General features: G+C 40.9%; 26 protein-coding genes. 16 read left to right on the top strand and 10 right to left on the bottom strand.

What is annotated here, in order from left to right; genetic code table 11:
• Positions 1-80 precede the first annotated feature (80 nt).
• From leuA to leuD, 4 genes are read left to right on the top strand one after another with little or no spacing between them, the layout of a single operon-like run.
• Entirely contained in the window at positions 81-1634 is a 1554-nt protein-coding gene (gene leuA, locus CWB65_RS04140; RefSeq protein ID WP_010557777.1) for a 2-isopropylmalate synthase, read from the top strand.
• On the top strand, positions 1631-2707 hold the full coding sequence (leuB, locus tag CWB65_RS04145) for a 3-isopropylmalate dehydrogenase (protein WP_006793757.1): 1077 nt from the start codon (positions 1631-1633) through the stop codon (positions 2705-2707). The genes leuA and leuB overlap by 4 nt, the downstream gene beginning before the upstream one ends.
• Positions 2708-2761: 54 nt before the next feature.
• Positions 2762-4162 carry a 3-isopropylmalate dehydratase large subunit gene (gene leuC, locus CWB65_RS04150; protein ID WP_138739962.1) on the top strand — a complete coding sequence of 467 codons (1401 nt, stop codon included), beginning with the start codon at positions 2762-2764 and terminating at the stop codon, positions 4160-4162.
• Positions 4162-4761, top strand: a complete 600-nt coding sequence (leuD, locus tag CWB65_RS04155; RefSeq protein ID WP_138739963.1) for a 3-isopropylmalate dehydratase small subunit — start codon at positions 4162-4164, stop codon at positions 4759-4761. The genes leuC and leuD overlap by 1 nt, the downstream gene beginning before the upstream one ends.
• Before the next feature lie 32 nt (positions 4762-4793).
• Here leuD and CWB65_RS04160 read toward each other — a convergent pair whose 3' ends face one another.
• A complete protein-coding gene (locus tag CWB65_RS04160; RefSeq protein WP_008126718.1) occupies positions 4794-5255 on the bottom strand; it encodes a hypothetical protein in 462 nt (153 codons plus the stop codon).
• Positions 5256-5448: 193 nt separating this feature from the next.
• Positions 5449-6957, bottom strand: coding sequence for a DUF3360 family protein (locus CWB65_RS04165; RefSeq protein WP_138739964.1), 1509 nt, complete (start codon positions 6955-6957; stop codon positions 5449-5451).
• A gap of 416 nt (positions 6958-7373) precedes the next feature.
• Between CWB65_RS04165 and CWB65_RS04170 the strand changes: the two genes are divergently transcribed.
• The gene (locus tag CWB65_RS04170; RefSeq protein ID WP_138739965.1) at positions 7374-8360 is read left to right on the top strand and encodes an SRPBCC family protein; all 987 of its coding nucleotides are present in this window, start codon (positions 7374-7376) and stop codon (positions 8358-8360) included.
• Positions 8361-8403: 43 nt separating this feature from the next.
• Entirely contained in the window at positions 8404-8997 is a 594-nt protein-coding gene (locus CWB65_RS04175; protein WP_138739966.1) for a hypothetical protein, read from the top strand.
• Position 8998: 1 nt separating this feature from the next.
• Here CWB65_RS04175 and CWB65_RS04180 read toward each other — a convergent pair whose 3' ends face one another.
• On the bottom strand, positions 8999-9373 hold the full coding sequence (locus CWB65_RS04180) for a hypothetical protein (protein WP_058547968.1): 375 nt from the start codon (positions 9371-9373) through the stop codon (positions 8999-9001).
• 99 nt (positions 9374-9472) lie between these two features.
• Here CWB65_RS04180 and CWB65_RS04185 point away from each other — a divergent pair, with 99 nt between their 5' ends.
• A complete protein-coding gene (locus CWB65_RS04185) occupies positions 9473-9919 on the top strand; it encodes a tellurite resistance TerB family protein (protein ID WP_138739967.1) in 447 nt (148 codons plus the stop codon).
• Positions 9920-9930: 11 nt separating this feature from the next.
• Here the strand turns inward: CWB65_RS04185 and CWB65_RS04190 are convergent, their stop codons facing one another.
• Positions 9931-10497: an NADPH-dependent FMN reductase gene (locus CWB65_RS04190; protein WP_010557771.1), complete on the bottom strand. Its 567-nt coding sequence runs from the start codon at positions 10495-10497 to the stop codon at positions 9931-9933.
• A 119-nt stretch (positions 10498-10616) separates the two neighbouring features.
• Here CWB65_RS04190 and CWB65_RS04195 point away from each other — a divergent pair, with 119 nt between their 5' ends.
• The gene (locus tag CWB65_RS04195) at positions 10617-11510 is read left to right on the top strand and encodes a LysR family transcriptional regulator (protein WP_138739968.1); all 894 of its coding nucleotides are present in this window, start codon (positions 10617-10619) and stop codon (positions 11508-11510) included.
• Between the two features lie 108 nt (positions 11511-11618).
• On the opposite strand, the gene CWB65_RS04200 is transcribed toward CWB65_RS04195, so the two are convergent.
• The 4 genes from CWB65_RS04200 to CWB65_RS04215 form a co-directional block, all read right to left on the bottom strand.
• The gene (locus CWB65_RS04200; protein WP_006793767.1) at positions 11619-11990 is read right to left on the bottom strand and encodes a hypothetical protein; all 372 of its coding nucleotides are present in this window, start codon (positions 11988-11990) and stop codon (positions 11619-11621) included.
• Positions 11990-13606 (bottom strand): S41 family peptidase, encoded by a 1617-nt coding sequence (locus CWB65_RS04205; RefSeq protein WP_138739969.1) that lies wholly within the window; start codon positions 13604-13606, stop codon positions 11990-11992. The genes CWB65_RS04200 and CWB65_RS04205 overlap by 1 nt, the downstream gene beginning before the upstream one ends.
• Positions 13607-13752: 146 nt before the next feature.
• Entirely contained in the window at positions 13753-14406 is a 654-nt protein-coding gene (locus tag CWB65_RS04210; RefSeq protein WP_033019623.1) for an endonuclease, read from the bottom strand.
• Positions 14407-14468: 62 nt separating this feature from the next.
• Positions 14469-15167 (bottom strand): hypothetical protein, encoded by a 699-nt coding sequence (locus CWB65_RS04215; RefSeq protein WP_138739970.1) that lies wholly within the window; start codon positions 15165-15167, stop codon positions 14469-14471.
• A 246-nt stretch (positions 15168-15413) separates the two neighbouring features.
• Here CWB65_RS04215 and CWB65_RS04220 point away from each other — a divergent pair, with 246 nt between their 5' ends.
• On the top strand, positions 15414-15794 hold the full coding sequence (locus tag CWB65_RS04220; protein WP_138739971.1) for a hypothetical protein: 381 nt from the start codon (positions 15414-15416) through the stop codon (positions 15792-15794).
• 1 nt (position 15795) lies between these two features.
• Here the strand turns inward: CWB65_RS04220 and CWB65_RS04225 are convergent, their stop codons facing one another.
• On the bottom strand, positions 15796-16239 hold the full coding sequence (locus tag CWB65_RS04225; RefSeq protein ID WP_039038356.1) for a PaaI family thioesterase: 444 nt from the start codon (positions 16237-16239) through the stop codon (positions 15796-15798).
• A gap of 176 nt (positions 16240-16415) precedes the next feature.
• On the opposite strand from CWB65_RS04225, the gene lexA reads away from it, so the two are divergent.
• From lexA to CWB65_RS04250, 5 genes are all read left to right on the top strand, one after another.
• A complete protein-coding gene (lexA, locus tag CWB65_RS04230) occupies positions 16416-17033 on the top strand; it encodes a transcriptional repressor LexA (RefSeq protein ID WP_008129067.1) in 618 nt (205 codons plus the stop codon).
• Between the two features lie 438 nt (positions 17034-17471).
• Positions 17472-18614, top strand: coding sequence for a cytochrome c oxidase subunit II (coxB, locus tag CWB65_RS04235; RefSeq protein WP_008129069.1), 1143 nt, complete (start codon positions 17472-17474; stop codon positions 18612-18614).
• On the top strand, positions 18614-20206 hold the full coding sequence (gene ctaD / locus CWB65_RS04240; protein WP_006793775.1) for a cytochrome c oxidase subunit I: 1593 nt from the start codon (positions 18614-18616) through the stop codon (positions 20204-20206). The genes coxB and ctaD overlap by 1 nt, the downstream gene beginning before the upstream one ends.
• Positions 20206-20736: a cytochrome c oxidase assembly protein gene (locus CWB65_RS04245; protein WP_008129073.1), complete on the top strand. Its 531-nt coding sequence runs from the start codon at positions 20206-20208 to the stop codon at positions 20734-20736. Before ctaD ends, CWB65_RS04245 begins: the two co-directional genes overlap by 1 nt.
• A gap of 35 nt (positions 20737-20771) precedes the next feature.
• Positions 20772-21647, top strand: coding sequence for a cytochrome c oxidase subunit 3 (locus tag CWB65_RS04250; protein WP_006793777.1), 876 nt, complete (start codon positions 20772-20774; stop codon positions 21645-21647).
• Here the strand turns inward: CWB65_RS04250 and CWB65_RS20205 are convergent.
• Positions 21547-21858 (bottom strand): DUF2909 domain-containing protein, encoded by a 312-nt coding sequence (locus CWB65_RS20205; protein WP_138739972.1) that lies wholly within the window; start codon positions 21856-21858, stop codon positions 21547-21549. The genes CWB65_RS04250 and CWB65_RS20205 overlap by 101 nt on opposite strands.
• 14 nt (positions 21859-21872) lie before the next feature.
• Here CWB65_RS20205 and CWB65_RS04260 point away from each other — a divergent pair, with 14 nt between their 5' ends.
• A complete protein-coding gene (locus CWB65_RS04260; RefSeq protein ID WP_033025338.1) occupies positions 21873-22613 on the top strand; it encodes an SURF1 family protein in 741 nt (246 codons plus the stop codon).
• Entirely contained in the window at positions 22603-23097 is a 495-nt protein-coding gene (locus CWB65_RS04265; RefSeq protein ID WP_006793780.1) for a redox-active disulfide-containing membrane protein, read from the top strand. The genes CWB65_RS04260 and CWB65_RS04265 overlap by 11 nt, the downstream gene beginning before the upstream one ends.
• Positions 23098-23116 lie beyond the last annotated feature (19 nt).

Genomic DNA, 23116 nt, shown 5'->3' on the forward strand with positions numbered 1-23116 from the left:
AACCCCGCAATTGCGGGGTTTTTTTTATCTCGCGGCTGGGATAAATTGAAATTTGGGTAACATAGGAATGAGGGGCAGTTATGCAAGACAAAGATAAAGTATGGATTTTTGATACCACTTTACGTGATGGCGAGCAGGCACTTAAGGCAAGCCTTACTGAAGATGATAAAATTCAGTTAGCGCATACTATTAGCCGTTTGAATGTTGATGTGATGGAAGTGGGTTTTCCGGTATCCAGCCCTGCTGACTTTCGCTCGGTGCAACGAATTGCAACTGAAGTAAAAGGTCCAATTATTTGTGGGTTAGCACGTTCAGTAGCAAAAGATATTGAAGCCTGTGGTGAGGCACTTCGCACAGCACAGCAAAGCCGTATTCATACTTTTATTGCCACAAGCCCTTTGCACCTTGAACATAAATTACGTATGAGCCTAGATGACGCTACGGCCATGGCGGTTAAATCAATTAAATTAGCGCGCAACTACACAGACGATGTGGAGTTTTCGTGTGAAGATGCAGGGCGCACGCCGCACTGGGATTTATGTAAAATTGTTGAGCAGGCCATTAACGCAGGTGCCTCTACTATTAATTTACCCGACACCGTTGGCTTTGTAACGCCAGATGAATACGCCGCAATGATCCGCCATTTAATGAATAATGTGCCGAACATAGATAAAGCGCGTTTAAGCGTGCATTGTCATAATGATTTAGGTTTAGCTGTTGCTAACTCGGTCGCTGCGGTACAAGCCGGTGCTCGCCAAATTGAATGTACAATAAATGGTATTGGTGAGCGTGCGGGTAACTGCTCGCTTGAAGAAGTGGCGATGATCATGAAAATGCGCAAAGACCACTTAAAAGTTCACACCGATATTAAAAGCGAAGAAATTTATCGCGCATCTCGCCAAGTGGCAAAAATTTGTAATATGCCAGTACAGCCAAATAAAGCCATTGTGGGCGAAAATGCCTTTGCACATAGCTCGGGCATTCACCAAGATGGCGTATTAAAAGCACAAAATACGTACGAAATAATGTCGCCAGAAAGCGTAGGCGTACCAAACAACCAATTAAATATGACTTCGCGTTCGGGCCGTCATGTTATTGAGCACCGCTTAGAAGAGTTAGGGTATCAAAAAGCGGATTACGATATGGACAGCCTATACGAAAGCTTTTTAGCCCTAGCTGATCAAAAAGGCACGGTGTACGACTACGACCTTGAAGCCATGATTTACCTAAATCAAATTAACGACAAAGATGAAAAATACCAGTTAGAGTTTGTTAACTCAGCGTCTAACTCGCAATCGGTAGCCAGCTCTACTATTGGTATGGTGATTGATGGCGAAGTTAAACAAGAAGCCGCAACAGGTAATGGCCCAGTAGAGGCGTCGTTTGCAGCTATTGAGCGCTTAACCGGTATGAGCGTTGAAATGATTGAATATAACTTAGAAGCGACAGGTCAAGGTGCAAGCTCGCTTGGTCAAGTAAACATTATTGCTAAATACGATGGCCGCCCTTACCACGGTGCGGGCATTGCAGCGGATGTGGTAGAAGCGTCGGTACGCGCCATGATCCGTGTTTACAACTTAATTTATCGTGCACAAAAAGTGTCTGATTTAAAACAACAAAGGAAAGCAGGATGAGTAAAACAAACTACAGCGTTGCCGTATTAGCAGGCGACGGTATTGGCCCAGAAGTAATGGCAGCAGCAGAGCAAGTACTTGATGCTGTAAGCAATAAGTTTGGTTTTACTCTAAACCGCGAGCATCATGCTATTGGTGGTGCAGCCATTGATGAATTTGGTGAAGCATTACCACCAAAAACACTAAGCGCGTGTGAAAACGCCGATGCCATTTTATTTGGTTCAGTAGGTGGCCCTAAGTGGGAAAACCTTCCACCAAATGAGCAGCCTGAGCGTGCATCGCTTTTACCGCTTCGTAAGCACTTTGGTTTGTTTTGTAATTTACGCCCAGCGCAGCTTTTACCGGCGCTTAGCGCAGCATCGCCATTACGTGCTGATATTAGCGAAAAAGGCTTTGATATTTTATGTGTACGCGAGCTTACCGGCGGCATTTACTTTGGTGAAAAAGGCCGAGGCGGCGAGGGCGAAGAAGAGTTTGCCTTTGATACGCAAAACTACTCGCGTAAAGAAATTGAACGTATAGCTCGTTTTGCTTTTGAAGCAGCAAAATTACGCAGTAACCATGTTACCTCGGTAGATAAAGCCAACGTACTTGCATCAAGCGTATTATGGCGCGAAGTAGTCACCGAAGTAAGTAAAGACTACCCAGAAGTAAGCCTAGATTACATATACGTAGATAACGCAGCTATGCAATTAGTTAAACAGCCTAGCCAGTTTGACGTGCTACTTTGCGATAACTTATTTGGTGATATTTTGTCAGATGAGTGTGCGATGATCACAGGCTCAATGGGCTTATTACCATCGGCAAGCTTAAATCAATCGGGCTTTGGTTTGTACGAACCTGCCGGTGGCTCAGCGCCAGATATTGCAGGTAAAGGCGTTGCAAACCCAATAGCACAAATTTTAAGTGCCGCACTGATGCTACGTTACTCATTAGGGCAAGACGAAGCAGCACGTACGATTGAAAAAGCCGTAGCCGAAGCCGTAGAAGCAGGCGTTGGCACGCCAGATATCTACCCACAAGGTGGATACAGCACAAGCGATGTGGCAGCTGCCATCGTTTCACGTATTTAATATATAAATCGCAGCACCGTTATGCTGCGACTTAACAAAGTAGGGAATTAGCAAGTGGCCCAAACGTTATACGACAAAATTTGGCAAGCACATACCGTTGCCAGCATAAACGAGCAAACTGATTTACTTTATATTGACCGTCATTTAGTACACGAGGTGACATCACCACAGGCTTTTGCTGGCCTACGTGAAAAAAACCGTACGGTACGTTGCCCAGAAAAAACCTTTGCAACGATGGATCATAATGTATCGACTAAAAGCCGATCACTTGATGCCGCAAGCGAAGTGTCTAAAAACCAGTTAATGGCGCTAGATGCGAACTGTAAAGAGTTTGGCATTGTACTTTACGATTTAAACTCAATTAACCAAGGTATTGTGCATGTAATGGGCCCAGAGCAAGGTATTACACTGCCTGGCACTACCATTGTATGTGGTGATAGCCATACTTCTACGCATGGTGCGTTTGGCGCATTAGCACACGGTATTGGTACGTCTGAGGTTGAGCACGTATTAGCTACGCAAACGCTACAGCAAAAAAAGGCAAAATCGTTAAAAATTCAAATTAACGGTGTGCTTCGCCCAACGGTAACTTCTAAAGATTTAATTATGGCGGTTATAGGCAAGTTAGGTACCGCTGGTGGCACAGGTTATGTTGCTGAATTTTGCGGTGAAGGCATTGAAGCACTTTCAATGGAAGCCCGTATGACGCTATGTAACATGAGCATAGAAATGGGTGCAAAAGCAGGATTAATAGCACCAGATAAAATTACGTATGATTACTTAAAAGGTCGCCCATTTGCACCTAAAGGCGCTGACTTTGACGCCGCAGTTGAATATTGGGAAACCTTAAAAACAGACGAATGCGCTGAGTTTGACTTGAGTGTTGAGCTTGAAGCTGACGACATTCAGCCACAAATTACCTGGGGTACAAGCCCAGAGCAAGTAATTGGTGTTGATGAGTGCATCCCTGATCCAGATAAAGAGCCAGATTTAATTAAAGCTGATGCTATACGCAGCGCACTTAAATACATGGACTTAAAAGCCGGCGATAAATTATCAAGCGCGAAAGTAGATACCGTCTTTATTGGCTCATGTACAAATAGCCGTATTGAAGATTTACGTGCAGCGGCAAAAATTGTTGAAGGCAAGCAGGTAGTCGCAGGCATTGAAGCACTTATTGTACCGGGTTCAGGCTTAGTTAAAAAGCAAGCAGAAGACGAAGGTTTAGCCGATATTTTTAAAGCGGCAGGTTTTGAATGGCGCGAGCCGGGCTGTTCAATGTGTTTAGCAATGAATGATGACCGTTTAGAAGCAGGAAAACGCTGTGCATCTACGTCTAACCGTAACTTTGAAGGCCGCCAAGGCCGTGGCGGGCGTACGCATTTAGTGAGCCCTGCAATGGCAGCCGCTGCTGCAATACATGGTCACTTTGTTGATATAAGAGGAGAAGCCTAATGAGCGTATTTTTTAGTGGCTTAATGGCCCCACTTGATAAAAACAATGTAGATACAGACCAAATTATTCCAAAGCAGTTTTTAACATCAACTAGCCGTGATGGTTTTGATGCAGCACTGTTTTACGATTGGCGTTACCTAGAAAACGGCGAACCAAATCCTGATTTTATTTTAAACCGCCCATGCTACCAAGGCGCGCAAATATTATTAACGCGCGACAACTTTGGTTGTGGCTCATCACGTGAGCATGCACCGTGGGCGCTTAAGCAATATGGTTTTGAAGTAATTTTAGCGGAAAGCTTTGCCGATATTTTCTTTAATAATTGTGGCAATAACCAAATGCTAGCCATTGCGCTACCAGCCGACACGCTTGAGCAATTGTTTGTACTTAGCGAGCAGCACGACGATATTAACATTGAAATCGATCTTGAAAATCAAACCCTAACAAGCAGTAAGTTTGCACCAATTAACTTTGATATTAGTAAAGAAGTAAAAGAGCGCTTATTGAGTGGCTTAGACTTTATTGGGGTAACCGAAACGCTAAACCCACAAATTGATGCGTTTGAAAAGCAACTCGCTGCTGAGCGTTCTTGGCAGTAATTGTTTAAAAGTAATTAAATAATAAAACGCGGCTAAGTTCGCGTTTTTTTATGAGGGAGTTTCACAGCAGATATCACTGGTTGTATGTACTCATGGCCGTCATCACACCTAAAAATTTCAATTGTTCTACCATTTATATCTAAAGCTTCATTACGAAAATAAAGGGGCTTACCACAAATTTTTTTATATAGAGGCTTTTTAAAATTGCATATTTTACTTGTTCCTCTAGACGCCTGAGCTCCTTTTTTTGTGAAATAGTTAGTTGTGATTGTTCCAATAACATAGCCACCAACAACGGTGCCAACTTGATAAAGGGTTGTTATTTCTTCTGGACTTAATGATAAGGAAGCTCCTTTATAGGGACCTCGCTTAAAGCGTCCTATACCATTTTTTATAATTATATTATTTCTACTAACACTAATTGTAACTAGGCGTTTATTACCTTCAACTCCTGTATTTTTAATATAATTATTTTGATTGTTTAATTTATTCATCCGACCTACTTTCATCCTTAAAAATTTTAGATATACATTACACTATTAATAATGGCGAGTAATCTAGTAGCCAAAGTAATGATCAGTAAAAAAGAGTTTGATCAAAGTTCCTTTAGAGCACTCATTACACGTAAAAAAGCACGGCAATTGCCGTGCTTTTTTGTAGGTAAATATTAGATGTGGTAGCTAAAGGTTAATGCCTAAAGTCAGCCATTAACGCAGGTATACCAGGTAACATGCCTACAATTGCCATTACAGTGGTAAGTAGCACAAACATAATAAGTGGAATCACCCAGCGGCTCATTTTAGTTAGCTCAGCGCTGCGCTCTTTACAACCAATTAGCCCTAAGTTATCAAGTAACATAGTAAGCGACCAACCAAAAGCCGGATTAACCAAGGTTGAGGCAAACACCACAATAGCGGCTGATTGCGTTGTTTTGCCTTCGCGTGTCATTTCCATGCCAGCTTCAAGTAGCGGAATAAACACACCGACAATAAGCGCAACACAAAGCACAGGCTGCCAAATGGCTAAATCCATAGGGTAACCCCATAAACCAGCAATAATACAAAATAATGCAGTTAAAATGGCGCCCGCCGGAATAGGGCGCTTAGCAATAGCGGCAGGTACAATGTAGGTTCCCCACGATGAGGTAAAGTTAGCACCACCGGCAAGTGAGCCAAATGTTTGTCTAACCGATGCGCTTAGCATGGTATCGTCGATATTCATTTGTACTTTTTCAGTACGTTGCGGATAGCTTATTTTTTGAAATACTTGATGACCTAAAAAATCAGGTGACCACATAGCAACAGCGAGCACTGCAAACGGGAGTACAACAACAAAGCTTTCAAGCGTTGGCAGGCCAAGCATCCAACCTGTGTTTTCGCCCCACCAGTAAGCTGGGTTCATATTTGGTAAACCCGGTGCAGTATGAAACTCAAAGGGTGCACCTAAAGCAAAAGCAACCACACCACCAATAAGGCAGCTTAACGGCACGGCTAACCAACGCTTTTTAAAGTGCTCCAATAGCGCATACAATAAAATGGTGGCTAAAATAACAATAAACGCAATGTGCGCCATATCAATGGCTTCCGCCCAAGCAAACAGCTTTTTAACTTGCGAAATAGTACCAATAAAGCCTAAATAAATTAGCAATCCGCCACACACACCTTTACTGGTTAGGCGCGCGAGCATACTTCCTCCCTTGGTTATGGCCAAAATAAAACCAAAGGCACCAATGAGTAAGCCAAACGCCATAGGGTGACCGCCAGCAGCAACAACAATAGGGATTAGTGGAATAAGTGGGCCATGAGTACCAGCTAAGTTGGCCGTGGGTAAAATAAAGCCCGAAAACAAAATAATAAAAATAGAGACAATCAGTAATTCATAGCGTACGTTCTCTAACACAAACGCATCGCTTAAACCTAGTGGCGCTGCAAATGTAGCGGCAATAGCCCCCACCATAACGACTTTACCAATGGTGCCCGCCATGGCTGGAATCGTGTCTTCAAATTCAAAGCGGTAGTCTCTAAAAGGTAAATTAGGCCGCCAGCGCTTAGGCTGCATGATTTGTAGCTCGTGCTCTAGGTATTCGTCGCGGGTATTAAACTCTGAACTGGGTTTATGGTTGTTTTGATAGCTGTTGGTATTGTCGTGCAATGTACTTTTGTGATCTGAGTTGTGACCCTTTGGGGTTACTGACATAGTCCCTCCTGTTACTCGTTGCTTATTTACTAATACGGCTTTTGTTAAAGCAAATGAATAGTGAAGGGGCAGGGTAGATCAGCTTTTACTCAGGAATGTATAGGCAAAAGGTCGTGTATGGTTGTTTTTAATACAGTTAATTTAAAAAACAGCTTTACACTAAAAGTCATAAATTACAGAAAATGATTAAAAGTTTATATAGATCATGCTCTTGAATGCGTCATTAAAGATGCTCAGAGCTATTTGCAGAAATAGTATCGTGTTAACGGCAGGTTATTATCCTTTAGTCTTAGTGGTTGTTAAAGTTGTTTTATTTCAAGCTATTTGTTTGCGGGAGCCGTTAATTTTGTTTTATTTGTGGTGGAATAATACATCTGTTACTTTCTGATTGTTAATAACAACAATAAAGAATAGAGATGCAATTCAACTCCCCTAAATCAATTGGTATTTTACTCGGTACGCTTTACGGCATATTTATGCGGCTGTTTGTAGAGCTGCTTGATACTTATAATTTAAGTAGCCTTGTGTCTATTTCCTTTATGTTTTTAGTGCCCGTTGCAATTGGCTATATTCGTATTCACTTTGAATTTAAAAGCTCAAAAATATTAACAAAAAGGCAAATGGTGACAATTGCTTGGCAGCCAATTTTTGTTTTTTTACTTGTAAGTGTTATTACGTTACTTGAAGGCAGTATTTGTGTGGCAATGGCTTTGCCTGCTTTTATGCTCTTTGCAAGTATGGGTGGTTTATTGGCAGGCTTTATTAAAAATCGCAAAACAAAAAACGCTAACCGGCCTTTACTTTCAATCGCTTTGCTTCCTGTGTTGCTCTCACCTATTGAGGTAAATTATTTAAATTTATCAAAAACGTACGAAGTCACCAACTCTATAATTATTGAAGCGCCTATAAATCGTGTATGGCAGCAGCTTGCAAATGTAAGCACCATAGAGCCACAAGAATTGCCATTTTCGCTTACCCAGTTAATCGGTGTACCTAAACCTTTAGAGGCAAATATGAATGCTACGGGTGTTGGTGCAATTAGAACCAGTAAATGGCAAAAAGGGGTTATATTTAAAGAAGTTATTACTGATTGGCAGCCAAATAAACAGATGCTTTATAGGTTTGACATAGACCCTGATGCTATTCCCGATGATGCACTCGATAAACATGTAAAACTAGGCGGCGAATACTTTTCACCTCTTTACGGTGGGTATGCGTTAAGTGAAGATAAAAGCGGCAATACCATTTTAACTTTAAAAACGACCGTGCAAGATAATACAAATTTTGGTGTTTATTCGCGAATATGGGGTGAGGTAATTTTTCAAGACTTCCATTATTCACTTTTAACATTAATGAAAAACAGAGCAGAAAAGCCACTTGTCGCAGCTATTTCCTATTATTAACTTAAACCGCTATGGTATTAAAAAACTATTATAAGAGTACTTTATGAAATTATTAACGGTAGCAACGTTATTACTTGCTTCATCAGCCGCTATTGCGCGCCCTGCGCCTTTGGTATCTATACCGACACACGATGCATTTTTTAATAATATAGCTGCGCATTGTGGTAAGGCGTTTGAGGGCAAAGTAAGTGTAGATAACGCAAAAGGCCCAAGCTCATTTGATAATAAAAAATTAGTTATGCATGTACGTAAATGTACTGATAGCGAGCTACAAGTGCCATTTCATGTGGGTGATGATGCATCGCGTACGTGGATCATTACTAAAACGGGCAGTGGTTTGAGCTTAAAGCATGATCATCGCCATAAAGATGGCACTGACGACGCTTCTACTATGTATGGCGGTCATACACTTGATGCGGGTTTTGCACAAATGCAGTCTTTCCCGGCCGATCAATACTCTAAAGAATTATTTGTAGCACAAGGCATTGAACAGTCGGCAGGTAATACATGGCAAATGCATATTTATCCTGAGGTATTTACGTATCGGTTAATTCGCCAAGGGCGCGAGTTTAAGGTGGACTTTGATTTAACTAAACCTATTACGCCACCAGCAGCGCCTTGGGGCTACGAAAAATAAACTATTTTTCTTTTTTCTCGGGTGTTTCACATTGTAGTAAAACGTTTAATGGTGGTTGATAAGCGCGTGGTTTAGTAGGAAAACGTTCGTACTCTTGCACGCCTTCAAGCACTTTTAACATAAAGGTTCTGCCGCGGCATAGCCTGTCTGCGTGGCGCAGTAAAAACATACTTTGATTAGCAAAGTGTTTGTAATCGTCTGATTGTATTTCTATTTTATAATTGTCTTCGCCAATTTTTGTTTGGTAATAATGCACTTTATTATCAAAGTCATATGATTTTTCTTTTTCGATAGTTTCGGCAAATACAGTGCCAATGCTCGAAAGGGCTACCAGTGCGCTGCCAATTACTAAGCGCGGTGCATTTAATCCTTTCATAAAAATGTATCCTTTAATTTGCGAACTTAATACCCATTAATTACTCATACAAGTTCAATTTCTTTATATACAGTCTAACACCCAAAAAGGGATAACGTGATGTTCAAACAAATAAAACAGCTTTTTGCAGTATTCGATGATCAAGAGCCAAGTATAGAGCCACACGATTTAAAAACAGCTGTGGCTGCATTACTTATTGAAGTAATGCGCGCCGACACTAAGCTTGACCATAATGAACAACACACCCTGACTGTAACCTTAAAAAAGTATTTTAATTTAACAGATTCTGAGGTTGAAGAACTCACTACCAATGCAGCAAGTAGTTTAGATGGTGCAATTGATTACTTTCAGTTTTCAAAACAGATTAATGAGCATTGCAGTGCGGCAGAGCGAATAGAGATAATAGAATTGCTGTGGCGTTTAGCCTACGCAGACGGTGAAATAGACCCACAAGAAGAGTACGTAATACGTAAAATAGCGGGTCTATTATATGTAACGCATGTTGATTTTATCGCCGCAAAAATAGCGGCGACAAAGCAAAAGTAAAGCGTATAAGGTTACTTTAATTTGCTTGCAACACTGACTAATTGATGAGCAAGCGAAGATACTTTATCAGCTATTTCTGGGTCGCTAATTTGGCCATTGTCATCAAAAACAGAAAACGCAGACGGTACAGCAAGTTGGTCGGCAAGCACTAACGAACCAATGCCGCTTAAAATATCACGTACGTGGTTTAAACCGCGTAAACCTCCTAATCCACCCGGTGAAGTAGCAAATAAGGCCACAACTTTATTACGAAACGCCGGTACTGCACCTTGCTCAGTGCGTGACGCCCAATCTATAGCGTTTTTCAATGGCGCAGTGATCGAGCCGTTATACTCTGGGCTTGCCAGTAAAATACCATCTGCAGAGCGAAGTTTGTCTTTTAAACGTTGTGCATCAGCGGGTGTGCCTTGTGCTTCAATATCTTCGTTAAATAGTGGAATATCTAACTCGTTTAACTGAATAACTTCTACTTCAGCACCTGTTTGCAGAGCAAAACGTGCTGCTTCATTAATAAGTTTTTGATTAAAGCTTTCTTTACGTAAGCTGCCCGCAAGCGCAATAATTTTTGGTGCTGACATGAGTTTGGCCTTTTTATGTTTTAAGTTACATACCTAATGTAGCAAACTTTTACTTGTAGAAAACCCAAATAAACGCAACACTTATGTGCATATATGCACACAAGTTAAAGGCAGAGCGCATGGCAATTAAATTTGATGACTGGCAAGACGTAAAAGTGGCCTTTGAAGTGGCGCGGCTTGGCACACTTACAGCTGCAGCAGAGGCACTTAATGTGCACCACAGCACTGTGTTAAGACGAATTAACAGCCTTGAAAAAAACCTAGATACCCGCTTGTTTCATCGCCATGCTCGTGGTTACAAGGTAACTGAAATTGGCGCTAAATTATTTGCGACAGCGCAAACTATAGATACCTCGCTCGAACAGCTACATAACGATATTGCCGCTGCCGACAGTACTTTACGCGGAAGTTTATTACTTACTACGGTGAGTGGGTTTATTGATGTTATGGGTGATGTATGTGAGCAATTTCAGGCATTACACCCACAAGTGCAGCTTGAAGTTATTTTGGAGCAAAAACGCTTGCGGCTCGATCACGGGCAAGCACATATTGCGCTTCGTGCAGGCCCTAAACCTGATGAGGGTGACTACATTGCTCAGCACTTAGCAAAGCTTACATCGGGTTTATATGCTAACAAACGCTACATTACAAGGCATGGCATGCCTAAATCACTAGATGATTTATTGCAGCATAATTTTGTATCAGGAGTGGCGGGATATAATGCGCGCGTACCTTATTTTGCTTGGGCAGACGAAAACATTCCTGCATCGCAAATCAAATTACGTGTATCAGAAACTGCCGAGGCCACGCGCGCGATTATAAAAGGCTTAGGCATTGGTGGTTTACAACATGATGTAGCAGCGCAATATAGCGATTTGGTCCCTGTGCTACATAGTGAATTAAATTGGCCCACAGATGTGTGGTTAGTGACCCACCATTTAGTGCATCGCACCGCGAAAGTACAAGCTTTTGCAGGCTTATTAAAGGCGCATTTTAATAAACTTGCTAAGTAAAAAAATTGAAGGGCTCCCGATCGAGTTATTTTTTGGCAATTAGCATTTAAACAGTTTTACAATGAAAAGGCGTACAACAAGTTGTTGTACGCCTTTTTTGTTTTTAAATTACTGTGCTTTACAACTTACGTTTTTAAGCTCAATAGTGAGATCTTTTTTAGGGTAATACAGCACGCATTGCTCGCCAATAATTTGCAAAACAAACTTTTCTGACTTGATATTATGCGCGCCCATAATGGGCATACCATTGGGATCTTTACTTGTACCATGGCTTAGTAAAAGCTCACTGCGTTTGGTAAAAACGGTGTCGGCCAGTGTAACAAGCGTACCGCCTTTAGCTTTTATTATTGCCTGTTGCAGCACAGTTATAACGCCTGGGTTAACCTCTGTTAATAGCGCAGGCTTTGCAACGGCATTACTCATACTATTACACCCTCCTATACTTATTAATACAGTGAGTACCGCCAGTAACTTTACCATTATTGCTCCTTAGACAACGTAGGCCATGTAAGGTCCATGTTACCGCGGGTAAGATCATTTGGTGCGTTTAAAGGCTGCAGTCTTTCGCTCGTAGCAGCAAAGCTTGGTACATCTACTTTACTATTAGCGACCGTTGTTGTGATTGGGCACTCGCCGTTATTATCTATATGAAAAAGTGCTGTAGATAGTAACCTTTCGTTGCTATCACCAAGTTGATTATCAAAGTCATCACTAACAACACACCCTTGTACATCGGCATTAAATTGTGGTGTTGGTGTTGGGGTAAAGCCTGCGGCATATTCGCCAAAGCCTTTACTGTTAACGCCACTAAATTGAATGGTGTAGTAGGTTGTTCCACAGTTGTGTGTAGGCGTGAATCCGTATGGTTTACCACAGGTTGTATCGCCAATAAGTACCACCTCTGCATCTATTCCTTTTAAGCCATTAATAAATGCTTCAGAGGCTGAACAGGTACCTGATGTACTTAGTACATATACCTTAGATAAGTTTAAATCAGGTAATTTATCGCCAGTACTAAAAAACGTTGAGTAATCTATTTCTTCGTCAATAAATGGAAATGGAGAATCGACAGGCTGTTTATCATTTTGTTGCGTTTGATAGTAAAAGCGGTTTTGTACATTGGCACTTCCTGCCACCATATACGCTAGCTGCGCAGACAGCGCTAATAAACCACCGCCGTTGTATCTAAAATCAATAACTAGTTCGTCTACGTTATCGGTTCTAAATTTATTTACTGCATCAATTAGGCCCTCTTGGGCAATACCTATATGGCTATTAAACTGCATATAACCAACGCGCGTGTTATTGCTTGTTACAATCGTTTTTACATTTTGAACAGGCGTTTGCTCAATGTTACCCGCTGTGACGTTAAATGTTTTTTCCGTGCCGTCGTTACTGCGAACAACAATTGTATGCGAATCACCGTTGGTTGGGCTAAATAAGCCTTCGTTTAAAGTATCAATCCCGGCTTGGGTATTGGTATTAATACTTACGCCATCCACTTCAAGTACGGTATCGCCTCGTTGAAAGCCAATTTGGCTAGCTGGTGAGTCATCTTCAAGGTAAGCAACACGTAAAATTCTATCGGCTGAATCACCAATAAATGCCCAGTTAATACCATAACCAGAGGTAACGCCCGATTGTGCTTCTTGGAAGTAATCTTCAGAGGGTTCTGAAAAATGAAAGTTATCTTTTTTAGCGCCTGAATCGGTTAGCTCTTCGGTTTTTAGTTGAGCAAAATAGTCAGCGACGGTATCGAACGATTCAGGGTCGTTATCGGCTATTTCGTCATACCACAGGTATGTTTCGTCGCTCCATGAGCGAAGCCATAGTTTTTCGTATAAGGCTGAACCAGCTTGGTCAGGGTAAGGCTCATTATTATTAAACGGGTCGTTACCTGTACGTGGGTTTTCGCAAAAGTTTTTGAGTTCGTCTGAAGGTTCAAATACACCGGCAGTCCATGTCGGTGTGCTACTTGTAGGTGGCGTGACAGGCGCTGGTGTAGTGTTGCTACCTCCGCCTCCACCACAACCTGTTAAAGCAAAAACTGAGAGCGCGCTAATAATTGCAAGCGATAGAGTGTTGTTTTTAAACATATTCGGTACTTCCTGTAAATAAGTTGTTTAAAATACTACAACACCTGATTATTTATTCAACGTTTTGCTTTTTCTTTATGTAAATAATTGTGTCATTTTTTATTGGTAAAGCAGTATTTTAAGTTCGCTTATTAGCGGGAATATCATTACATTTTTTGTATAGTGCTTTTTAGTGCTAGGTCTTGCTTTTGCCACGCATTAAAAAGTTTTTGTTGTTGTTTTGAAATTTTTAAACCATAGGTTTTTTGCATGTAAGCATAGGCGTCGGCAATTTTTTTACGGGCATAAAATGGTGGCTCAACAACACGTTGCTTAAAGTTTACTTTTACATCGCATTGGCCGTATTGAGTCGCGGCTCCACCTAGCATGCCAAAACGATAATTAGAGCGGTCAGCATTTATTTCGCCAATTGCGGGGGCTAAGTTATTTATATCAGCTTCCATTTTTCGAAATTTTTCGCTGACTTTACGGCAGTTTTTCCGCCCACCATTTTGCCAACATTGTAGTTGATGCCCAAACTCCCATGCCGATACAATATGCTCCCATTCAATACGTAAAGCGCGCTGGTTTACTTTGCCTGAGCGGGTAAATGTATTACGAGGTACATAGCCACAACCCGTTGGATCTGGCACTAGTTTTTTACCTTGTTTTTTAATATCACAACCGCAATACAGGCTTTTTGCATTGTGCGGTAGCGTTTTTATTAAGTGCTTTTTAGCAGTAGAGAAGCGAGTAAAGTCTTTACTTGATACCGAAAAACAGACACAGCAAGCCAGTAAGGCCAAAATCAATCGGGTCATATCCATCACATACGTGAACTACAGGAGTCCCTAGTTTACTGGCTCAACAGGCAAACATAAACTTATTTAAATCTGCGTTTAATTCTTATGTTTTGTAATAGCAGTAAAAAGCCAGTTAAACAAAAACAGACACTGGTTGCAGCAAAGCTAATTAATAGAGGATTATTAAAGTTTTCACGTTCATCGTAATCCATAATATGCAGCATCCAAAAAAAATCGAAAATTCGCCACAGTGTGCTGCGCACAGTAATCACTTTGCCTGTATCTGATGACAAATAGAGTGTGGTACTAAATGTATCGTTAAATTGTACTTTCCATACATCTTTTTTATAACCGCTTTCTCTTGGTCCTAAACCTAATAAAGTGGTACTTACTGGTTGAGCATTAATAAGTAAATGCGCGTGTGCATTAGTAATTATTTGCTGTTTATTGGGGGCTTTAAATGGTTGCCCAGTCATGCCATTAAAACTTTGAGGGTTGCCTTCACTGGTTACAGTTATAAGTGGGGTAGATAAAAAATGTGCAAAGGTTATTTTAGTCGGATTAGTGACTTGCGAAACAATATTATCAATTGATGCCACGTAATCGCTGCTTTTAAAGGGGTTAACTAGGGTGCGTGTTGCTAGGTGTTTACCATGTACTTTTTCAAGCGGAATAGCGCTCATAACCAAACCGCCAAGCAACCAAGCTAGTATTTGTATTCCTAATAAATAGCCCAACCATTTATGAAGTTTACGTGCTGGTTTAAAAACTTTTTTCATGTGTGTTTATCTTATTATTTTTACAAGACATTTTACGCGATGGTTGAGCAAGGTGAGTGCGACAAAATGTCGCACTAGTGCATTAAAATAGCGTTTCAGCACAATAGCGCCAATTGTAAGCAGCAATCGCACTCTAAAATAAGAGTATTACCATATAAAACGTCTATTTATAGGGTGTTGATTTGGTATAAAGGTAAAACTGCGTTAAAGTTTGCATGGTAACCATTAGAGGATAAATACGAGACAATGTCGGAAATTCAATTTTTAAATGTAGATCTAGAGCTTGAGTCAAAACAAGATATTAGTGTGCTGGTGGCCGACCTAAAAAAAGTCGCAACGATTTTACATTATGACAAAGACGAATACCGTCAATTAGCACGTATTGAGGTAGCTGGCGATGTAAAATCACCAGACAAAGCAATAAACCATATATGTGAGCTTATTGAGTCATGTTCACGCAATGCATTAAAGCAATGGTTAAGCTGCTCACGTAGAACATTTGATATAGGGTTTGAGTCAGGCACGTCGCCAAAGTGTTTTAATCAAGCTTTACATGCAGATACACTGCTGCGTATATCTGCTATTGGCGCGGGTATGGAAATAACAATTTACCCTATCGAAAAATAACTTACGTCTTTCGCTCAACAACGGCTGCGGTCATTTTTGATACGCAGCACAGCTCGTTGCGGCTGTTTGTGATTTTTATTTCCCAAACAGAGCTTCGTTTTCCAATATGAAATGCGCGTGCTGTTGCCGTTAATGTACCATTGCGAGAAGCCTTTAAATGGCTTGCACTTATTTCTTGCCCAACACAGTAAAACTTTGTGAAATCAACCACAAAATTAGCAGCATAGCTAGCTACGGTTTCGGCGAGTACAACGTTTGCGCCGCCATGAACCATGCCAATAGGGTTATGGTGTGCAGGGATTGCAGGCATGGTTGCTACTAGATAATCGTCGCCTATCTCTGTTATTTCTATTCCCATGGTTTTCATTAGCGTCCCTTGGCCATTAATGCCTTCGTCCAATTGTTTACACAATGCTAATGTAATGGGTTGATGCCAAATACTCATATAGATTCCTTTAAATTTAATGCAGCAAGTTACTATTTTTATAGGCTATTTTAGAAAGCCCCTAAAATGTACACGTAAGGAAGTAATTTGGCTATTTGAACGGATAATTTAAATTTGCGATTTTTATTTAACTGTATATACTCACAGTTAAATGTACTGTATGGAAAACCAGTTGTATGCGCCCATTAACTAAACGCCAAGCTCAAATACTCGAATTAATTAAAGTGTTTATTAAAGACACTGGTATGCCGCCTACACGTGCCGAAATAGCACAAACGTTAGGGTTTAAAAGTGCAAATGCCGCTGAGGAACATTTAAAAGCCCTTGCCAAAAAAGGGGTGATTAAAATGAAACCTGGCGCAAGCCGTGGAATTCAACTTGTTGAAGAAGAGGAGCCAGAACAATTAGGTTTACCGCTTATTGGCCGAGTTGCGGCAGGTTCCCCTATTTTGGCGCAAGAACATGTTGAAAGCCACTGTAAAATTGACCCATTAATGTTTAAACCAGCTGCCGACTTTTTACTGCGCGTAAACGGTATGAGTATGAAAGATATAGGCATTATGGATGGCGATTTACTTGCTGTGCATAAAACACAAGTGGCTGAAAATGGTCAAGTTGTGGTTGCCCGTGTTGATGACGATGTAACCGTAAAACGCATTGAAAAAGCGGGTCGCCAGGTGTTGCTTCATGCTGAAAATGACGAGTTTGCACCAATTAAGGTCGATCTTGAAACTGAGTCGTTCAACATTGAAGGCTTAGCAGTGGGTGTAATTCGTAACGCGGACTGGGTGTAATTCGTAACGCGGACTGGATGTAGTTCTTTCTTATTTTATAAAAAGCGCACTTTTTTGGTGCGTTTTTTTATTTTTAAAATTTTGTTTGTTTTTTATTCACACTCTTTCATTTCATCCTTAGCCCTTACCACCTCTCGATTTGAGCCATTTTCTTCTACGTTCAACTAAGCCAACTCTCTACTTTTTATATATTTATTGTTTGTTTTTAATACAAAAAACTTGCATGGTGGTTAAATATTAACTAATTGTTAATAAGCTGACGCTGGCAATACTCATCGCTTTTAAGTTTTGAGCACACACAATAAACTTTTGCTAGCGCAGTGAATGCCAATTTTTATAAATAAAACGGCATTAATAAAAAAATAAAAATAACGAATTGGCGTTTAAGCCGTATGCCTCTTCGCTTTGCACTAGCAACAGCATCAAAGGAGTCGTCACATGGGTAAACTTAGTTGTACCTTGTGGCTTATATTGTGTGTTTTTCCGCAGTTAGCCTTGGCAAATAGCCAATTTAATATGCGTAAAGGCGTTACAGATATAAGTGAAAATGTTTACGAATTACACATGACCATATTTTTTATATGTTGTGTGATTGGGATAATAGTGTTTGCCATTATGCTTTGGGCACTCATTCATCATCGCAAATCTAAAGGAGCGGTTCCCGCTCAATTCCACGAAAGCACCAAAGTAGAAATTCTTTGGACCGCCATTCCATTTGTTATTTTAATTGCTATGGCAGTGCCAGCTACAAAAACGTTAATAGCGATGGAAGATGCCAGTAAAGCCGACTTAACAATTAAAGTTACAGGTTCACAGTGGAAATGGCATTATGAATATATGGGAGAAGATGTAGAGTTTTACTCAATGCTTGCAACTCCTCAGGATGAAATAACTAATTTAGCTGATAAAAACCCAAATTATCTACTTGAGGTAGACAAACCCCTCGTACTGCCAATTAATCAAAAAATTCGTTTTTTAATGACCTCAGATGATGTTATCCACTCTTGGTGGGTACCAGACTTTGCCGTTAAAAAAGATGCCAACCCAGGCTTTATTAACGAAACATGGACCAACATAAACGAAGAAGGCATTTACCGAGGTCAGTGTGCCGAGCTGTGCGGTAAAGATCACGGGTTTATGCCCGTTGTGGTAGAGGCCAAATCTGAGGCTGACTTTAAAGTATGGTTGGCCGATGCTAAACAAGCTAAGCAACAAGCAGCTTTAGCTGATGCCGCTTTACTTGATCAAACATTACCTAAAGAAGAGCTAATGGAGCTGGGCGCTCAAGTATACTTGGCAAGTTGTGCAGCATGTCATCAACCTACGGGGTTAGGGCTACCGGGCGTATTTCCGGCTCTTAAAGGCAGCCCAATTGTACTTGGCGATATAAAAGGTCATATAGACATACTTATTCATGGGAGCCCAGGCACGGCAATGCAATCATTTGCCAAGCAGTTATCTATAAAACAATTGGCTGCGGTTATTACTTACAAGCGAAATGCATGGGGTAACGATACCGGTGATGTTATTCAGCCTAGTGAGATTCAAGCAGCACTTGATGCCGACGTGGAGGCTAACTAATGAGTAGCATAGCAGAACAACCAAACGCCAATGAAGCGCATCATGCTCATCATCCAGCTAAAGGCTTTAAGCGCTGGCTTTATACAACAAATCATAAAGATATTGGCAGTTTATATTTAATATTTTCGTTGACCATGTTTTTAATTGGTGGCGCCATGGCTATGGTGATCAGGGCCGAATTATTTCAGCCAGGGTTGCAGTTGGTCGATCCCCACTTTTTTAATCAAATGACTACAGTTCATGGTTTAATAATGGTGTTTGGCGCCGTTATGCCTGCCTTTACGGGATTAGCCAATTGGATGATACCGTTAATGATAGGTGCGCCAGATATGGCATTACCTAGAATGAATAACTGGAGCTTTTGGATCTTACCTTTCGCATTCTTAATTTTGCTTGCTTCTTTATTTATGCCTGGAGGAGGTCCTGCTTTTGGCTGGACCTTCTATGCTCCGCTTTCAACCACATACAGTAACGACAATACTGCCTTGTTTGTATTTGCGGTGCACATAATGGGTATTAGCTCAATTATGGGTGCTATTAATGTGGTTGTGACTATAGTTAATTTGCGTGCACCTGGCATGACGTGGATGAAACTCCCCCTGTTTGTATGGACATGGCTAATAACGGCATTTTTACTCATTGCTGTTATGCCCGTTTTGGCAGGGGCGGTGACCATGGTTTTAACCGATAAATATTTTGCGACTAGCTTTTTTGACGCTGCCGGCGGTGGCGATCCGGTGATGTTCCAGCATATATTTTGGTTTTTTGGTCACCCCGAAGTTTACATCATGATTTTGCCAGCGTTTGGTATCATTTCAACCATAGTGCCTACTTTTTCGCGTAAAAAGCTATTTGGCTATGCATCTATGGTTTATGCAACGTCATCTATAGCATTGTTAAGCTTTATTGTGTGGGCGCATCACATGTTTACCACCGGTATGCCGGTAGCTGCAGAGCTATTTTTTATGTACTCCACAATGCTGATATCGGTACCTACCGGCGTTAAAGTATTTAATTGGGTAGCCACCATGTGGCGCGGTTCTATTAGCTTTGAAGTCCCTATGATGTTCAGTATTGCTTTTATAGTGCTGTTCACATTAGGTGGTTTTTCAGGGTTGATGCTTGCTATTACTCCCGCTGATTTTCAATACCACGACACTTATTTTGTAGTGGCTCATTTTCATTATGTGTTAGTGACAGGGGCGGTATTTTCAATCATGGCCGGTGCTTATTACTGGCTGCCAAAATGGACTGGCAATATGTTTAATATCACGCTGGCTAAGTGGCATTTTTGGTTGTCGTTAGTCAGTGTAAATGTGCTGTTTTTTCCAATGCATTTTGTGGGTTTGGCTGGTATGCCTCGTCGTATTCCTGATTATGCACTGCAATTTGCAGACTTCAACGCAATTATAAGTATTGGTGGTTTTGCATTTGGTTTATCTCAGCTGTTGTTTGTAGTGGTTGTTTTTAAATGTGCAAGAGGCGGCGAAAAAGTCCCTGCAAAAGTATGGGATGGCGCTGAAGGGTTAGAGTGGGAAGTTGAATCCCCTGCGCCTTACCATACCTTTTCAACACCACCGGAAATTAAATAATGACCCACGCACCGCTCCTTAAACGCTTGATTATTATCAGTATAGGTATGTTTGCGTTTGCGTTTGCCTTAGTGCCGTTATACGACGTGTTTTGTGACTTAACCGGGCTAAATGGTAAGCCATCGTTAGAGCAAGCGCAGCAAAGTAGCGTGATTGAGCAAACAAGGGACGTTAGCGTGAGTTTTACAACTCATGCACAAAGCGGTGCATCTTTTGAGGTGAAATCAAAAGAGTACAGTGTGGTTGTGAAACCCGGAGAAATGCGAGAAGTCGTTTTTAGCGCAAAAAATAGTAGTGAACTCGATAAAGTTATGCAGGCAGTACCGTCTGTTTCACCAGGCAAAGCGGCAAAATATTTACACAAAATGGCCTGCTTTTGCTTTGATCAACAACCCCTAAAAGCGGGGGAAGAGCTCGAATTTAAATTGCTTTTTTATGTTGATACAGCGCTTCCAAGTGATGTTGAAGAGCTAACTTTGTCTTACACCGTATTTGATATTAGTGAGCAACTAGTTGCCAGTAATAACTAGCAACAAACACTAGTGCGAAACTAGGAGCAAGTAAAATGAATCAAGAACATGAGCATTATTACGTACCAGAGCAAAGCCCGTGGCCCATTGTAGGAGCGGTTGCGTTGTTTTTTATCGCCGTAGGCGCAGGCTTAACAGTGATGGAAGTTGGCAAGGAAGGGGGGAGCGGTGTTTATTTACTTTATGCCGGTATAGCCGTTCTTTTATATATGTTATTTGGCTGGTTTAAAAATGTTATTCACGAGTCAGGCCAAGGGTTGTACTCAGCACAAATGGATCGTTCTTTTCGACAAGGCATGAGCTGGTTCATTTTTTCTGAGGTTATGTTTTTTATGGCCTTTTTTGGTGCGTTATTTTATGCACGTATGATTTCGGTGCCCTGGTTGGGGGGCGCGGGTAACAATGCTATGACTAATGAAGTGTTGTGGCCTACCTTTGAAGCTATGTGGCCTTTGGTTGTTACACCCTCCGGTGACACAACCCAAGCTATGGGGTGGCAAGGCCTACCATTGATCAATACGTTAATTTTAATCGCTTCATCGGTCACGTTACATTTTGCCCATGTTGCAATGGAAAACAACAAACGTAAACCACTGAAAGTGTTTTTAGGACTTACGGTGTTATTAGGCGTGTGCTTTTTAGCATTGCAAGTAGAGGAATACGTTCATGCATATAATGACTTAAATTTAACATTAGATGCCGGTGTGTACGGTAATACATTCTTTTTGCTTACAGGCTTTCATGGCATGCATGTCACACTCGGAGCCATACTTTTATTTGTCATTTTAATACGAATATTAAAAGGTCATTTTACCAAAGAAAAGCACTTTGCGTTTCAAGCTGCTGCTTGGTATTGGCATTTTGTAGATGTGGTATGGCTGTGTTTATTTGTGTTTGTATATGTGCTGTAACGTTTATGGGCGAGCTATTTGCCTTTATATAACCGAGCTTAACTGCTGCGATTGTGACCAATAATACAACAACCGAAAACAACACTCGGCGTCCTAAAAAGTGAGACATAGGTCGCCCGTTTGTTTTTCCAGACACCATAATAAATAGCGCTCTAAATAAGTTAAAAAGTATAAACATTAACAACAGTACAATAATAATTTTAATAATCACTGAGTTGACCCTTTATGCAAGTAGTTTTAAGGCACAAACAAAAGCTTAGTTCAATAATCACAATTTGTATGGTTGTGGTTGTTGTACTGGTATGTGTGCGCCTAGGTTTTTGGCAATTAGAACGAGGTGAAAAAAAACAGCAACAGCTCACTGCTATTGCTCAAATACAAACTCATGGTGTCATGAGTTGGTCGCAGTTGCTAAATTTACCAAAGCAGTGGAATAAAACCGGTGTACTAGTCGAGCTTAAAGGGACACTTTTAAGCGAACATTACTGGTTGTTAGATAATCAAGTATATAACGGACAAGTGGGTTACGACCTACTCGCCCTGTTAAAACCAAATAATGATATGCGTGCAGTATTGGTTAATTTAGGTTGGGTGAGAGCCCCGCTATCACGGGATATTTTACCTGCAGTAGTTATGCCCCAAGGTGAGTTTACGGTCAAAGCACAAATTAAAGAGAATAACCTCAGTAGTTTTACCCTAGAAGATAAGACCTCGAGTGGTGATTTGCCCAAACGCATTCAATCAATCGACTTAAGCTTTATACAATCACACACTAATTTCCCATTGGTTAACTTTATGGCATATCGCCAAGGTGAGGGTGATGAAATTGCGATACCGCATTACGAAGCGGTTGTAATGAGCCCACAAAAACATAACGCCTATGCGGTGCAGTGGTTTTTAATCGCCTTTGCATGTGTTGTTGTAGCCATTTTTGCGAGTAAAAAAAGGAATAAAAATGAAAAATAAACCCCTTTTATTGTTTGTAACCTGTTGTGCTATCCCTTTGTTTTTAGCCTATAGCGCGCTCAAATTCGATTGGTTACCTAGTGCGGTTACAAATCACGGTGAATTTCTAAATGAAGAGATAAAACTAGAAAACTGGCAACAAAATAATCCTAAACAATGGACGATAGCGCTTAATTATTCGAGTGAGTGCAGTGCGTCATGTAACGAGCAACTTGAGGCGCTTAATAATTTGTATATAGCGCTTGGTAAAAATCAAGGAAAGGTAGATATGGCTGTTATGGGAAGTCCTTCACAAGCTGACTTACCATGGAAAAAAATGGCCCAGCAAGCAAGCTTGACCCCCGCAAGTTTGTATTTAATTGATCATATGGGGCTTGTGGTACTTGAGTACCCATACAAAGCAAAGCCTCAAGAAAACCGCTTAGTTCAAAAAGGGCTATTAAAGGATTTAAAAAAACTACTTAATTATTCTCGTTCAAGCTAATCCGTTTAGTGTGAGGTTA

The organism is Pseudoalteromonas sp. S554 (assembly GCF_005930865.1).
GTDB lineage: Bacteria > Pseudomonadota > Gammaproteobacteria > Enterobacterales > Alteromonadaceae > Pseudoalteromonas > Pseudoalteromonas marina.